The 15,179-nt window shown below is 62.7% G+C and carries 12 protein-coding genes and 1 tRNA gene; 6 read left to right on the forward strand and 7 right to left on the reverse strand.

What is annotated here, in order from left to right:
• Nucleotides 1-18: 18 nt before the first annotated feature.
• Entirely contained in the window at nt 19-4,743 is a 4,725-nt protein-coding gene (gltB, locus tag L981_RS00285) for a glutamate synthase large subunit (protein WP_043610663.1), read from the reverse strand.
• Between the two features lie 554 nt (nt 4,744-5,297).
• On the opposite strand from gltB, the gene L981_RS00290 reads away from it, so the two are divergent.
• Nucleotides 5,298-6,344 carry a low specificity L-threonine aldolase gene (locus L981_RS00290; protein WP_043610666.1) on the forward strand — a complete coding sequence of 349 codons (1,047 nt, stop codon included), beginning with the start codon at nt 5,298-5,300 and terminating at the stop codon, nt 6,342-6,344.
• Nucleotides 6,345-6,353: 9 nt separating this feature from the next.
• Here the strand turns inward: L981_RS00290 and L981_RS00295 are convergent, their stop codons facing one another.
• On the reverse strand, nt 6,354-7,211 hold the full coding sequence (locus L981_RS00295) for a LysR family transcriptional regulator (RefSeq protein WP_043610668.1): 858 nt from the start codon (nt 7,209-7,211) through the stop codon (nt 6,354-6,356).
• 95 nt (nt 7,212-7,306) lie between these two features.
• Between L981_RS00295 and L981_RS00300 the strand changes: the two genes are divergently transcribed.
• Nucleotides 7,307-8,299, forward strand: coding sequence for a bile acid:sodium symporter family protein (locus tag L981_RS00300; RefSeq protein WP_043610670.1), 993 nt, complete (start codon nt 7,307-7,309; stop codon nt 8,297-8,299).
• 108 nt (nt 8,300-8,407) lie between these two features.
• Here L981_RS00300 and L981_RS00305 read toward each other — a convergent pair whose 3' ends face one another.
• Nucleotides 8,408-8,869, reverse strand: a complete 462-nt coding sequence (locus tag L981_RS00305; RefSeq protein WP_034786801.1) for an Hsp20 family protein — start codon at nt 8,867-8,869, stop codon at nt 8,408-8,410.
• Between the two features lie 388 nt (nt 8,870-9,257).
• Here L981_RS00305 and L981_RS00310 point away from each other — a divergent pair, with 388 nt between their 5' ends.
• A complete protein-coding gene (locus L981_RS00310) occupies nt 9,258-10,223 on the forward strand; it encodes an alpha/beta fold hydrolase (protein WP_043610671.1) in 966 nt (321 codons plus the stop codon).
• A 112-nt stretch (nt 10,224-10,335) separates the two neighbouring features.
• On the opposite strand, the gene hisN is transcribed toward L981_RS00310, so the two are convergent.
• Complete coding sequence (gene hisN / locus L981_RS00315) at nt 10,336-11,109, reverse strand: histidinol-phosphatase (protein ID WP_043610762.1); 774 nt, start codon at nt 11,107-11,109, stop codon at nt 10,336-10,338.
• Nucleotides 11,110-11,543: 434 nt separating this feature from the next.
• Nucleotides 11,544-12,425 carry an N-formylglutamate amidohydrolase gene (locus L981_RS00320; RefSeq protein WP_043610672.1) on the reverse strand — a complete coding sequence of 294 codons (882 nt, stop codon included), beginning with the start codon at nt 12,423-12,425 and terminating at the stop codon, nt 11,544-11,546.
• A 200-nt stretch (nt 12,426-12,625) separates the two neighbouring features.
• On the opposite strand from L981_RS00320, the gene cpdR1 reads away from it, so the two are divergent.
• From cpdR1 to L981_RS00335, 3 genes are all read left to right on the forward strand, one after another.
• The gene (cpdR1, locus tag L981_RS00325; RefSeq protein ID WP_034786813.1) at nt 12,626-12,991 is read left to right on the forward strand and encodes a response regulator CpdR1; all 366 of its coding nucleotides are present in this window, start codon (nt 12,626-12,628) and stop codon (nt 12,989-12,991) included.
• 260 nt (nt 12,992-13,251) lie between these two features.
• A tRNA-Val gene (locus L981_RS00330) sits at nt 13,252-13,326 on the forward strand.
• 559 nt (nt 13,327-13,885) lie between these two features.
• The gene (locus L981_RS00335) at nt 13,886-14,578 is read left to right on the forward strand and encodes an alpha/beta fold hydrolase (RefSeq protein WP_043610674.1); all 693 of its coding nucleotides are present in this window, start codon (nt 13,886-13,888) and stop codon (nt 14,576-14,578) included.
• An 80-nt stretch (nt 14,579-14,658) separates the two neighbouring features.
• Here the strand turns inward: L981_RS00335 and L981_RS00340 are convergent, their stop codons facing one another.
• Both L981_RS00340 and L981_RS00345 read right to left on the reverse strand, forming a co-directional pair.
• On the reverse strand, nt 14,659-14,934 hold the full coding sequence (locus tag L981_RS00340; protein ID WP_052201493.1) for a hypothetical protein: 276 nt from the start codon (nt 14,932-14,934) through the stop codon (nt 14,659-14,661).
• A 30-nt stretch (nt 14,935-14,964) separates the two neighbouring features.
• Nucleotides 14,965-15,156, reverse strand: a complete 192-nt coding sequence (locus L981_RS00345; protein WP_043610677.1) for a hypothetical protein — start codon at nt 15,154-15,156, stop codon at nt 14,965-14,967.
• Nucleotides 15,157-15,179 lie beyond the last annotated feature (23 nt).

Raw genomic sequence — 15,179 nt, forward strand, 5'->3', positions numbered from 1 at the left:
CTTGGTCACCGGGGCCTCCTATTCAGCCGCCTCTGCCATTTTCATGCGTTCCATATCCTCAAGCGCACGGCGGTATTCGACCGGCATGACCTTGCGGAATTTCGGCCGGTAATCCGTCCAGTGGTCGAGGATCTCCTTCGCCCGGGGCGAACCCGTGTGGTGAAGGTGATTGGAGATGAGCTGGTAAAGCCGCTCCTCGTCATGGCGCGTCATGTCGCCCGACACGTCCACCATGCCCTTGTGCATGATGTCGCCGCCGTGGTGGTGCAGCTTCTCCAGCATGTCGTCCTCTTCCGGAACCGGCTGCAGCTCGACCATCGCCATGTTGCAGCGACGGGCGAAATCGCCTTCCTCGTCGAGCACATAGGCAACACCGCCCGACATGCCGGCCGCGAAGTTGCGGCCCGTTCCGCCGAGCACGACGACGACGCCGCCGGTCATGTATTCGCAGCCGTGGTCACCCACGCCTTCGACGACCGCGACCGCGCCGGAGTTGCGCACGGCGAAACGTTCGCCGGCCACCCCGTTGAAGTAGCACTCGCCCGAGATCGCGCCGTAAAGCACGGTGTTGCCGACGATGATCGATTCTTGCGGAACGATCGTCGCGTTCTCCGGCGGCCGGACGATGATGCGACCGCCCGAGAGACCCTTGCCGACATAGTCGTTGCCGTCGCCAACGAGATCGAAGGTGATGCCGCGTGCGAGGAACGCGCCGAAGGACTGGCCGGCCGTGCCCTTGAGGGTCACGTGGATGGTGTCGTCCTTCAGGCCCTTGTGGCCCCAGCGCTTGGCAAGGGCACCCGCGAGCATCGCGCCGGCCGAACGGTCGACGTTCTTGATTTCGGCTTCGATCTTGACCGGAGCCTTGGTTTCGAGCGCGACCGCCGCTTCCTTGATCAGCTTGCGATCGAGAACATCGTCGATCGGGTGCTGCTGGCGCGTGGTCCAGTAAGTCTCTTCCTTCTTGGCTTCCACCTTGTGGAAGATCTTCGAGAAGTCGAGGCCATTGGCCTTCCAGTGCGCGAGCGCACTATCCTTTTCGAGCAGTTCCGAAGCGCCGACGATTTCGTTGAGCTTCTTGACGCCGAGCGATGCCAGGATCTCGCGCACTTCCTCGGCCACGAAGAAGAAGTAGTTGATGACGTGCTCGGCCGTGCCCTTGAAGCGCTTGCGCAGCACCGGATCCTGGGTCGCAACGCCGACGGGACAGGTGTTGAGGTGGCACTTGCGCATCATGATGCAGCCGGCGGCGATCAGCGGGGCGGTGGCGAAGCCGAACTCGTCGGCACCGAGCAGCGCGCCGATGATGACGTCGCGGCCGGTCTTCAGACCACCGTCGACCTGAAGGGCGACGCGCGAACGCAGGCCGTTCAGTACCAGCGTCTGCTGGGTCTCGGCCAGGCCGATTTCCCAGGGGCTGCCGGCGTGCTTCAGCGAGGTGAGCGGCGAAGCGCCGGTACCGCCGTCGAAGCCCGCGACGGTGATGTGGTCGGCGCGCGCCTTGGCAACGCCGGCGGCAACCGTGCCGACGCCTACTTCCGAGACGAGCTTGACCGAAACGTCGGCTTCCGGATTGACGTTCTTCAGATCGTAGATCAGCTGCGCCAGGTCTTCGATCGAATAGATGTCGTGGTGCGGCGGCGGCGAGATCAGGCCGACGCCCGGGGTCGAGTGCCTGGTCTTGGCAACCGTCGCATCGACCTTGTGGCCGGGCAGCTGCCCGCCTTCGCCGGGCTTGGCCCCTTGCGCCACCTTGATCTGCAGCATGTCGGCATTGACCAGATACTCGGTGGTCACGCCGAAGCGGCCCGACGCGATCTGCTTGATCGCCGAACGTTCCGGGTTCATCGAACCATCGGGCAGCGGCAGGTAGCGGTCGCTTTCCTCGCCCCCTTCGCCGGTGTTCGACTTGCCGCCGATCCGGTTCATGGCGATCGCCAGCGTCGTATGCGCCTCGCGACTGATCGAGCCGAAGGACATGGCCCCGGTCGAGAAGCGCTTGACGATATCGACGGCCGGCTCGACCTCGTCGACCGAGATCGGCTTGCGGCCAAGGGCCTCGGCGCTCTTGATCGTGAACAGGCCACGGATGGTGTTCATGCGCAGCGCCGAGTTGTTCACCATCTCGGCGAACTCGCGGTAGCGGTCCTCTGCGTTGCCGCGAACTGCGTGCTGCAGCGAGGCGATCGCGTCGGGCGTCCAGGCGTGGCTTTCTCCGCGCATGCGGAAGGCATATTCGCCGCCGATGTCGAGCGAGTTGGCGAGAACCGGGTCGGCACCGAAGGCCGCCTTGTGGCGGGCGACGGTTTCGGCGGCGATCTCTTCGAGGCCGATGCCTTCAATCGTCGTCGCCGTGCCGAAGAAGAACTGGTCGACAAGCTTCGACGACAGGCCGACGGCGTCGAAGATCTGCGCGCCGCAATAGGACTGGTAGGTCGAGATGCCCATCTTGGACATGACCTTGAGGATGCCCTTACCGACGGCCTTGATGTAGCGGTAGACCACTTCGCTGCCGTCGACTTCCTTGGGGAACTCGCCGCGCTTGTGCATGTCGGTGAGCGTATCGAAGGCGAGGTAGGGGTTGATCGCCTCGGCGCCGTAGCCGGCGAGCAGGCAGAACTGATGCACTTCGCGCGGTTCGCCGGATTCCAGCACGATGCCGACCGAGGTGCGCAGACCCTTGCGGATCAGGTGGTGGTGCACGGCGGCGGTCGCAAGCAGCGCCGGGATCGCCACGCGGTCCGGACCAACCTGACGGTCCGACAGCACGATGATGTTGTAGCCGCCCTTTACCGCCGCTTCCGCACGCTCGCAGAGCCGGTCGAGCATTTCGGGCATGCCTTCGGCACCGCGCGAAATGTCATAGGTAAAGTCGAGCGTCTTGGTGTCGAAACGATCCTCGGTGTGACCGATCGAACGGATCTTTTCGAGATCGCCATTGGTCAGGATCGGCTGGCGCACTTCAAGACGCTTGGCATGCGCCATGCCCTCGTGGTCGAGGATGTTCGGACGCGGGCCGATGAAGGAGACGAGGCTCATCACCAGCTCTTCGCGGATCGGGTCGATCGGCGGGTTGGTGACCTGCGCAAAGTTCTGCTTGAAATAGGTGTAGAGCAGCTTGCGCTTGTCCGACATCGCCGAGATCGGCGTGTCGGTGCCCATCGAGCCGATTGCTTCCTGGCCGGTCGTCGCCATCGGCGACATCAGGATCTTGGTGTCTTCGAGCGTGTAGCCGAAGGCCTGCTGGCGGTCGATCAGGGACACGTCGCGACGCAGCGCACGCGGCTCCACCGGCTTCAGCTCCTCGAGGATCAGCTGGGTGTCTTCGAGCCACTTGCTGTAGGGGTGCTTCTGCGCGAGCGAGGACTTCACCTCCTCGTCGGAGATGATGCGGCCCTGCTCCATGTCGATCAGGAGCATCTTGCCCGGCTGCAGGCGCCACTTCTTGACGATCTTGTCTTCGTCGACCGGCAGCACGCCGGCTTCCGACGCGAGGATGACGCGGTCGTCCGAGGTGACGATGTAGCGGGCCGGACGCAGACCGTTGCGGTCGAGCGTCGCGCCGACCTGGCGACCGTCGGTAAAGGCGACCGCGGCCGGGCCGTCCCACGGCTCCATCAGCGCCGCATGGTATTCGTAGAACGCCTTTCGCTCAGGCGACATCAGCTGGTTGCCGGCCCAGGCCTCGGGGATCAGCATCATGACGGCGTGCGACAGCGAGTAGCCGCCCTGCACGAGGAATTCGAGCGCGTTGTCGAAGCAGGCGGTGTCCGACTGGCCCTCGTAGGAGATCGGCCAGAGCTTGGAGATGTCGTCGCCGAAGAGCGGCGAGGAAACCGAGGCCTGGCGCGCCGCCATCCAGTTGACGTTGCCGCGCAGCGTGTTGATTTCGCCGTTATGCGCCACCATGCGGTAGGGATGCGCAAGCTTCCACGACGGGAAGGTGTTGGTCGAGAAGCGCTGGTGCACGAGCGCAACCGCGCTTTCGAACCGCGGATCGGACAGGTCCTTGTAATAGGCGCCGACCTGGTAGGCGAGGAACATGCCCTTGTAGACGATCGTCGAGGACGACAGCGACACGGGATAGAAGTTGCTCTCCTCGCCCTTGTATTCGTCATAGATGCGGTTGGAGATCACCTTGCGCAGGGTAAAGAGACGGCGCTCGAACTCCGGGTTCGTTGCAGCATCGCGACCGGCACCGATGAAGATCTGGACATGGCGCGGCTCGGTTGCGGCGATTTCCGGCGCCTTCGACAGCGACGCGTTGTCGACCGGCACGTCGCGGTAGCCGATCAGCACCTGCCCCTCTTCGGTAACGACGTCCTTGATCACCTGCTTGAAGTGTTCGACGAGCGCATCGTCCTGCGGCATGAAGATGTGACCGACGGCATATTCGCCGGCCTTCGGCAGGGTGATGCCTTGCTTCGCCATTTCCTCGCGGAAGAAGCGGTCGGGGATCTGCACGAGGATGCCCGCGCCATCGCCCATCAGCGGGTCGGCGCCGACGGCACCGCGGTGCGTCAGGTTTTCAAGCATGAAGAGGCCGTCGCGCACGATCTGGTGCGACTTCTGGCCCTTCATATGGGCGACGAAGCCGACACCGCAGGCGTCATGTTCGTTGCGCGGATCGTAAAGTCCCTGTTTTCGCGGCAGGCCAGTCGGGAATGCGGGCGTTTTTTCAGCCGTCGCAACGCCGTGTGCGAGGTTGAGCCCAGATTGCTGTGATGGCGAATGATCCGTCATCGTTTTCCCTCCTGTTGAACCCGGCACCGCCGGGCATGGCACCGCCCGCGCATGACTCTTCGTTGCGCGCAAAGGCACGCCGAAAAGCCGGGGCACTCATCGTCTCATGATCCTGATCAGGTCGCAAATAAGCACGGCATCATCAGGCACTGATGTCTGCGACCATCCTGACGGCAGGCGATAACAACCGGATGAAATCCGGCTAATCCTCCCGCTTCGCACGCCTGATGCCACTTTTTTAGGCACTCACGGCGATTGTTCCGGTCCCTAGACCGAAATAGGACAGCAAACCTGTCCTATTTCATGTGCTCTATGCCAGAAACCACCCCCCTCCGCAAGAGGCATATCAGCAAATAATGGAGAAGATTTTGCCGAACATTGCCGGAAATTTCCGGCTTTTATAATTTAATTACGGCATATCGTCGTTTTCTTCATTTTGGTTTCAAACTGGTCTCCTGTTGGCCTTTCGGCCTCTCACCGTGATTGATCCGGCTATAAACTCGGCTAAGGTCGGCAAAAGCCGTCGAAATGACGGTGAAACAGGGTGAGAAGTGATGATTTTTTCGTCTGATAACTGGGCTGGCGCCCATCCCGCGATCGCCGAAAGCCTGATGGCGCATGCCAGCGGCTACGCATCGGCCTATGGCACCAGCGAGCTTGACCGGAAGGTGGAAAAGAAGTTCGCGGAGATTTTCGAAAGGGAGGTCGCAGTCTTCTTCGTCGGCACCGGAACGGCCGCCAATTCGCTGGCGCTGGCAACAGCCAACCGCGCCGGCGGCGTCGCCTTCTGCCATCGCGAGGCCCATGTCATCGCCGACGAATGCGGCGCGCCCGAATTCTTTTCGCATGGCGCCCGATTGAAGCCCGTCGACGGACCGCGGGGCAAGATGGAGGCCTCCCGCCTTGAAGCCGAGATCCGCCGCTTCCCGCTCGACAACGTCCACGGCGGCCAGCCCAGTGCAGTATCGCTGACGCAGGCGACGGAAAGCGGCACGGTCTATTCGCTTGCTGAGATCGAGGCGATCTCGGCCGTCGCCAAGGCGCACAAACTACCGCTGCACATGGACGGTGCGCGCTTTGCCAATGCACTCGTCAGCCTGGGCACGACGCCCGCCGAAATGACCTGGAAGCGCGGCATCGACCTCGTTTCCTTCGGCGGCACCAAGAACGGCTGCTGGTGCGCCGAGGCGCTGGTGCTGTTCGACCTCTCCAAGGCGCATGAGATGCACTTCCTGCGCAAGCGCTCCGCCCAGCTCTTTTCCAAGTCGCGCTTCGTCTCGGCGCAGTTCGACGCCTACTTCGCAGGCGATCTCTGGCTGAACCTCGCCCGTCACGCCAACGCCATGGCCACACGCCTGGCCGAAGGCATTGCCGCCTCCAAGTCGAGCCGGCTTGCCTGGCAGGCCGATGCCAACGAGGTCTTCGCCATCATCAGCAGGGACGTGGCGACGAAGCTGAGGCACGATGGCGCCGTCTTCTACGACTGGCCGGTGCCGCACGATCTTGAGGGCAAGCTTGCCAAGAACGAGGGCCTCTATCGCCTCGTCACCAGCTTTGCGACCAAGGCCGAGGACGTCGACCGCTTCGTCGCCGGCTGCTGAGCCCTTCCCTCAACCCTGCCCTTGCAGGGTCCTCAGATTGGCGAGGATTTCGACCGAGAGTGCTGCACTCAGCTTTCGGTCGACGCCCTTGCTCGGCACCAGCACGAATTCCACGTCTTCGAGCGGCGGCAGGAGGCCGGCGGGGATTTCCTTCAGCCCTGACGGCACCATGCTGCGCGGTTGCACGAGCACGCCCATGCCGGCGCGGGCCGCCGCCGTCAGGCCGCTGAGGCTGCCGCAGGTGCACACGATCCGCCACGGCAGGCGGTTCCGGTCAAGCACTTCGAGCGCGACGCTGCGGGTGATGCTCGGCGGCGGAAAGGCGATCAGCGGCAGCACCTTGTCACGCTTGATCCTTTCGGGATCGCGCGCCAGCCACACCAGCGGCTCACGATAGACGAGCTCGCCCCTGATATCGCCGAGGCGGCGCTTGGCGAGCACGAGGTCTATCTCGCCATTGTCCTGCATCTGGTAGAGCACGCCACTCAGCGCCACGGTCAGTTCGAGGTCGACCGACGGATGGGCGCGGACGAAATCTTCGAGCACCGCCGGCAGCCGGCTCATGACGAAATCCTCGGAGACCCCGAGGCGGAGACGGCCGCGCAAGCTGCTTTCGGCAAACAGCGCCCGCACCTCACCGTCGATCGCCAGCATCGAGCGCGCATGGGCAAGCAGCGCCTGACCGTCCGCCGTCAGCGAAACGCGGTGCGTGTCGCGGGCAACCAGGGTGCGTCCAAGCGAGGCCTCGAGCCGCTGGATATGCTGGCTGACCGTTGATTGCCCGAGCGACAGTTTTTCCGCCGCAAGCGTGAAGCTGCCCATCTGTTCGAGGGCGACGAAACTGCGCAACTGCACGAGATCCAACATGAATCATCTCATTTCGTGATAACTGTTATTCCTTGCATCCTGCTTCACAATGAGCGATCCGGGCAAGACGTTCGTTAACGAGCAAGTGAGCTGATATGCGCCGCTACCTTCCCGATACCTTCACGATCCTGCTTCTGGCGACGGTGCTGCTTGCATCCGTCCTGCCGATCCATGGCGAGGCAACCGAGTGGTTCGGACTGGCGACGAAGGTGGCCGTCGGCATGGTCTTCTTCCTGCACGGCGCGCGCCTGTCGCGCGACGTGGTGATCGCCGGCATCCTGCATTGGCGGCTGCACCTGACGATCCTTGCCTCGACCTTCGTGCTCTTCCCGCTGATCGGCCTTGCGATCGGCTTCGTGCCGGAATCGATCCTGCCGCAGTCGCTCTATACCGGCATTCTGTTTCTCTGCGTGCTGCCCTCGACAGTGCAATCGTCGATCGCCTTCACCTCCATGGCCGGCGGCAATGTGCCGGCAGCGATCTGCTCGGCGTCGGCCTCCAACATTTTCGGCATGTTCCTGACGCCGCTTCTCGTCGGGTTGCTGTTTTCCGCCGGCGGCCACGGCACCGTCACGCTCGACGCGATCAAGCAGATCCTGTTGCAGCTGCTCGCTCCCTTCGTCATCGGCCAGATGCTGCAGCCCTTGATCGGCAACTGGATCCGCGCCCGCAAGGGACTGTTGGCGCCGGTCGATCGCGGCTCGATCCTGATGGTCGTCTATCTCGCCTTCAGCCAGGCGGTGACGTCGGGCCTGTGGCAGACGTTCTCGCTGACCGATCTCGGTGTGCTCGTCATCATCGAAATCGTCATGTTGGCGCTTGTGCTCGCGGTCACCATGTATGGCAGCCGCTTGCTCGGCTTCGACAAGGCCGACGAGATTGCCATTACCTTCTGCGGCTCGAAAAAGAGCCTGGCGAGCGGCGTGCCGATGGCAAGCGCCATCTTCGCCGGTCAGAACATCGGCGCGATCGTGCTGCCGGTCATGCTCTTCCACCAGATCCAGCTGATGGCCTGCGCCGTGATCGCGCAGCGCTATGCCGCCCGGAAAGCGGCGGCTTCCGCGGTGCCGGTGCCAGCCCAGCCCTGACAGCCCAGCCCTGATCCAGCCCCGATTGATCCGACAACAAAAAACGGCGCCCTGACGGACGCCGTTCTTTGTGGGAGGTCTGTTTCGTGCCCTGGTCGGGCATGATGTTTAGAGGGTCTGAGCCTCGATCTGCTTCGGCTGCGATGCAACGGACGCGATCTCGATCCGGCGGGGCTTGGCGGCTTCCGGGATCTCGCGGGTAAGATCGATATGTAGCAAGCCGTTCTTCAGCGAAGCCGACTTGATCTCCACGTGATCGGCGAGCTGGAAGCGGCGCTCGAAGGCGCGCTTGGCAATACCGCGATGGAGAAACTGGCTTTCTTCACCCTTGTCCTCGGCCTTTTCGCCCTTGACCGTCAACGTGTGTTCACGCGCCTCGATCGAAAGCTCACTCTCGTCGAAGCCGGCGACGGCCATGGTGATGCGGTAGGCGTTTTCGCCGGTGCGCTCGATGTTGTAGGGCGGATAGGTCTGGGCTTCACCGGGCTGGCCGAGGCTGTCGAGCATGGTGAACAGGCGGTCGAAACCAACGGTGGAACGGTAAAGGGGGGAGAAATCGAAGTGACGCATGGTGTCCTCCTTGGAGCAACGTTTGCGATGTCTGGTCGGCCACCCCATTCTGGCAGTGGCAGGACCGGTGAACGGACCCGTCTTTGGCGCCCGTGACCCTGATTTGGGGAGGCGATTTGACGACTTCAAGACGCCCCCGCCGACGATTTTTCCGTGAACCCGACATGAACGCCGGCTTCGGCTGCCGTTCAGCCCGGCGGGACTAAAACGAAATCCTGGGCCGCAACGCCCAGGCTGAAGTGACATGTCCCTTCCCCTTCAGCGGCCGGAAACGGTGATCGTCCGGATTTCACCCACCGTTTCCGGCTTTTTTCTTTGACGGCGAAGACCCTGCCGCCTATCCCTTGATGCTATCGATCAACACGCTTTCACCTCCGGCCACGACCCCATGACCTCGATCCTCCACGCGACACCGGACAATCCGATCCCGGACAATCATGTCGCTGGCTTTTTCGATGGCATCGGCGGCCGCAAGATCCGCTATGCGATCTTCAAGACGAAGCTACCGGTGGCGCGCGGCACGGTCGTGCTGCTGCAGGGCCGCAACGAATCGATCGAGAAATATTTCGAGACCATTTCCGACCTGACCGCGGCCGGCCTCTGGGTTGCCACCTTCGACTGGCGTGGCCAGGCAGGCTCCGAGCGGCTGCTGACGCACCCCGGACGCGGTTATGTCGACCACTTCTCCGATTACGAGCGCGATCTCAGCACCTTCCTCGAACAAATCGTGCTGCCCGATACCCGCCTGCCCTTCTCGATCGTCGCCCATTCCATGGGCGCGCTCGTCGCCTTGTCGCTCGCCCCGATGCTTGCAAGCCGCATCGACCGGCTGGTGGTGCTGGCCCCCTTCGTCGGCCTTGGCGGCCAAGCGCTCGGCGAAAAGAGCATTGCGACGGTCGCGACCTTCATGCGGCTGGTCGGCCTCGGCGCCCTGCCGGCACATCCCGACAAGGGCAACCGCCCCTTCGAAAACAACGTGCTGACAGCGGACCGTCGCCGTTACGCCCGCAACATCGCGCTGACCGACGCGCATCCGGAACTGAGGCTCGGCCCCCCGACGGCGCGCTGGCTGAGCGAGGCTTTCCACGCCATGCGCCGGATTCTCCGCCGCGACCATCTGACCCGCATCACCTTGCCGACGATCATCCTGGCACCGACGGCCGATCGGCTGGTGCCCCATGTCGCCGTCGAATGGCTGGCGCGCAATTTCCGCGCCGCCCAGATGATCCCGATCGATGGCGCCCGCCATGAACTGCTGCACGAGGCGGACCGCTATCGCGCCCAGGCGATGGCGGCGATCCTCGCCTTCGTCATCCCCGAAGAAGGCGACGCGCGCGAAACCACCGCCGCCTGAAGCCAGCGCTCGCGCTCCCGACAACGCCGCGCGTCCTATCGGACGTACGAACGCCTCTGTAACACTTTGATTTTACGGATGTCCGCGCCCGCTGCGCGAGGCGCAGGGCCCATTAGCCCTTCAGGATTTCCAGCGCCTGCGCGTGCAGGTCGGCATTGCCAGCCGCAATGACTTCGCCGCCCATTTCCGCCGGGCCGCCCTGCCAGTTGGTGACGATACCGCCGGCCTGCTCGATCAGCGGAATGAGCCCGCCGACATCATAGGGTTTCAGCCCGCATTCGATCACCAGATCGACATGGCCGGCAGCCAGAAGCGCAAAGGCGTAGCAATCGCAGCCATAGCGGAACAGCCGAACCTTGTTTTGCACCGCCTCATAGCGGGTCTTGAGATCGCCGGAATAGAGATGCGGCGAGGTGGTGAACAACACCGCGTCGTCCAGCGACTTGCAGGCGCGCGTCGAAAGCACCTGCTCGCCACCCGGTCCACGGTAGATCGATTTCGTGCCGTCGGCGAAGTAGCGCTCGCCGGTGAAAGGCTGGTCCATCAGGCCCATGACCGCATCGCCATTGCGATAGAGGCCCACCAGCGTGCCCCAGACCGGCAGGCCGGAAATGAAGGCGCGCGTGCCGTCGATCGGGTCGATGACCCAGACATATTCGCGGTCGAGACCGACATTGCCGTGCTCTTCGCCAAGAATGCCGTGCTCCGGAAAATGCGCCTCGATCAGCGCACGGATCGCCGCTTCAGCCGATTGGTCCGCTTCCGTCACCGGATCGAAGCCGCTTTCGAGCTTGTTGACGACGCTGGTCCCGATCCGAAAGCGCGGCAGGGTTTCCGCCTTGGCGGCATCTGCAAGACGATCGAAGAAGGCGCGGTCAGGCAACATGGCGATCTCTCTGAAAAACATGGAGGAAGGTACGTCCTGAATAGACGAAATTTGTCGAAAGGCAAACGACCGAGCACGCCCATCTGCGGGCGGCGTCGGCGTCAGGGCAGGAGCGTTTCGCACTGCACCACGGCCGCTTTACGCTTCAAACGCGGCTTTGCCGAATTCAATCGGTTGATTCGCCGTTTCCGGCTGAAAAACTTTTGACGCAATGCAAAAGTTTTCACCGGCAAACTTGACATTTGTGCAGTGCAATATTATGGTTTTCCTGCAGTCACCTGTGACTGTAAATACCCTCCTTGGGTGTTTCCTCCCTAGACTTGACCGCGCCGTTGGCGCGGTTTTTTTTGAACCTCCCCGACAGAAAATACCAAGCGTCGCCAGCACCTTGCTGGACGGCACCCTTGCCGGTTCTTCCTGGTTTCTAGGAAAGGCTACTCGGCCGCCAGCGGCAGATAAGCGCCGTAGTCTTCGACGTGGCGGGCAAGCGAGCCGATGAAGGTCGTGAGGTCGGCAACCAGCGAACCGAAGCCGGGTTTGCGCACCAGCGTCGTTTCGTCGACATAGAGTGCCCGGTTGATCTCGATCTGCAGCGCGTGCAGCCCACGCGTCGGCCGGCCGTAATGCTCGGTAATGAAGCCGCCGGCATAGGGCTTGTTGCGCACGACACTGTATCCGAGCTGCTGCAGCAGATCGACCGCGGCACGCGAAAGTTCGCCGGCAGCACTGGTACCGTATCGATCGCCGATGATGAAATCCGGTCGCTGGGAGCTGCCCGGCAGATGCACGTTGCCCGGCATCGAATGGCAGTCGATCAGCACCGACAGGCCGAACTGCACATGCGTGCGGGCGATCAGCTTGCGCAAGGTGGCGTGATAGGGCTTGTAGATCGTCTCGATCCGCGTCAGCGCATCCTCGACCGGGAACCGCCCGCGATAAATCTCCATATTCTCGGCCACCAGCCGCGGGATCGTTCCGAGCCCGCCTGCAACGCGCATCGAGCTGATGTTGGCATGCGGCGGCAACGATCCCTCGAACATGCGCGGGTCGAGCTCGTAGGGCTCGCGGTTGACGTCGAGGAAGGCGCGCGGGAAATGTGCAAGCAGCAGCGGCGCGCCGAGGAACGTCGCGTTCTGGAACAGCTCGTCGACATAATGGTCTTCCGACCGGCGAATCGAAATCGCATCGAGCCTGGACTGGTCGAGGAAACTCTGGGGATAGGACCGGCCGCTATGCGGCGAATTGAACACAAAGGGAATGCGCTGGATTAGAGGTTCAAGGACCTCGAACAATTCCCTCTCCGCAACTTCCCCCATCTGAACCCTTTTTTACCATATGCGGTACTTGCAATTGTCATCATGTTGCCAGTTGGCCCGCTCTGTGTCCATAGTGGCCAATCACAGCATCCCGGGGAATTGACGTCCCGCGTTCACGAGATATTTACCGCGTTGCGGTTTGGATAAAACGCCGCAATCTACGCGCAATGAACTGAATAAAGAGAAGCACGGCCCAATTCATGACTGCGAAAATCCTTCTTGCCGAAGACGACAACGACATGCGCCGGTTCCTGGTGAAGGCGCTGGAAAAGGCCGGCTATAAGGTCATGTCCTATGACAACGGCGCCAGCGCTTACGACCGGCTTCGCGAAGAACCGTTCTCGCTCCTTTTGACCGACATCGTCATGCCCGAGATGGACGGCATCGAGCTGGCGCGCCGCGCGACGGAACTCGACCCGGACCTCAAGGTCATGTTCATCACCGGCTTTGCCGCGGTTGCCCTCAACCCGGACAGCAAGGCGCCGAAGGATGCCAAGGTGCTCTCCAAGCCCTTCCACCTGCGCGACCTCGTGGACGAGGTCAACAAGATGCTGGCTGCTGCCTGATCAAGACAGTTTTCCACAGGCGCGCCTTTCCGCGACTGTAAAGAATGCGACTTCGGACCGACCGCCGCGATCCACAGGGATCTCCGGCGGTCTTTTCGTTTCAATACCTTAGCGGAAACCCAGCAAATCCGGGCTCTCGCCGGTGTCGCATCGATGCCGTTCCCGTGGGGAAAATCGCCGCCTCTAAATTTCTGTCAAAAAACCTTCGAAAACCCTATTGACGCGACAACGGCTTTTGTGGTCTATGCGCCACATCGGATGGGCGTGTAGCTCAGCGGGAGAGCACTACGTTGACATCGTAGGGGTCACAAGTTCGATCCTTGTCACGCCCACCATTCGAATTCAAAAGGCCTTTCGAGAAATCGAAAGGCCTTTTCTCGTTTCCCCTATTTCTTCCCCCTTCAGCTTGCGCATTCGCAAAGGCGTCGATCAAAGCGCTGCCCACCACTTTGCCCACAGCCGGCGCTCAGACTTTGGTCCGACAGAGATCGGCAAAGGTCCGGGGCGCATTGTCGAATCGGTTTCGCGGTGACTTGATGCCGATGCGCCCGGAAGCAAGCCCGCCTCCTGGACGCAACCGGTCCCAGGGCGATGCCCCGTAGCCCCAATACGCCGCTCTGGGACCCCGTTCCTCCTCCACATGGCTGACACCGCCTGCTGTTGCGGCCACCCGAGCATGGGGCGGTCCTCCGTCACGAAAATTTGTGGCTTGCGTCATGGAAGGCACGTCTTGTCGCCCTAATTTCGGGCTGCAATCTCAACGCTTTGCCAAGCGCCGAGCGCAAGGCCGAGCAAGCCACCGAACAGACGACAGGCAGCATCCTCGCACACCTCTCCAGGGACGAGTGTGCTGCCGAACCGAGCACCTCTCCATTCGAGCGAAAGGAACGGACCATGCCGGCAGTCAAGAATATCGTGCTTGTACACGGCGCCTGGGGCGATGCCTCCCATTGGCGCCACGTGATCCCGCCGCTGCACGCCAAGGGCTACAGGATCGCGGCGGTACAAAATCCGCTGACCTCGCTTGCCGACGACGTCGAGCGCACCCGCAAGCTGGCGGAATCGCTGGAAGGTCCGACGCTGCTTGTCGGCCATTCCTATGGCGGCGCGGTGATCAGCGGCGCCGGCCACGCGTCCAACGTCGTCGGCCTAGTCTATGTCGCCGCTTTCGCGCCGGATGAGGGCGACAGCCTCGGCAGCATCTTCGCAAGGCGCGATCCGCCGTCCGGCGCCGCCAGCATCCGCCCCGACAAAGACGGCTTCCTCTGGCTGGCGCAGGATACATTCCGTGAGAGTTTCGGCCAGGATCTGAGCGAGACCGAAGCTTTGGTCATGGCGGTCGCGCAGAAACCGATCGCCGGGCGTTGCTTCGAGGACAAGGCGGGGGCTCCCGCCTGGAAGACGAAACCCAGCTGGTACCAGGTATCGCGCCACGACCACATGATCCCGCCGGAAACCGAACAATGGATGGCCGAGCGCATCAAGGCGAAGAAGATCATCACGCTCGACGCCAGCCACGCCTCCCTTGCCTCGCACGCCAAGGAAATCGTGGCGCTGATCGACGAGGCGATCGCCTGGCTCGGTTGAATGTCCGGAAGCGCAGCGTCCCGACACGAGCAACCCCGTCGGCTCCGAGCCGACGGGGTTCCCCTCTGTCTTATTGGACGTCAGGCATAGGCGCGGCGCCGGCGCTGTCGCGTGGCGCTCGGCCCGCGCGAAAACGTATCGAGATCGATCGCCGCCCCTTCCGGTGCCCGGCACACCTCCTCCGGATGCCGGTCGCTCGCCTCGACGGCGAAATGGATCGCGGCGCTCTCGTTGCTAAAGAGGCCGCCGACGAGGCCCTTGCGGTCGGATACGACCCACCAGCCGTGCCGGTCGCGGCCGACGACGAAACGTGCCCGCGCGAGAAAGCCGCGGCGGATCTGCTGCATACTGCCCATGTGGAATGTTCCTGTTGATATCGGAAGTGGTTAGCCGGCGATCAACGGAATCGCGGCCTGGATGCCGTAGGCGAGACCGAGCACGATCCCGAGCCGAATACCGATGCCGAGAAAGGCGTCGCGCACGGCAGTGTCGCTGCCGCGACGGCTTTCGCTGTGCTCGGCAGTTTGCGTTCGCCGGCGCAGTTCGGCCTGGGCGGCGAGGTGAGGAAGGCGTGACATCATCTGTCTCCTTGGTGTTCAGG

It is taken from the genome of Ensifer sp. ZNC0028, from assembly GCF_000799055.1.
GTDB lineage: Bacteria > Pseudomonadota > Alphaproteobacteria > Rhizobiales > Rhizobiaceae > Ensifer.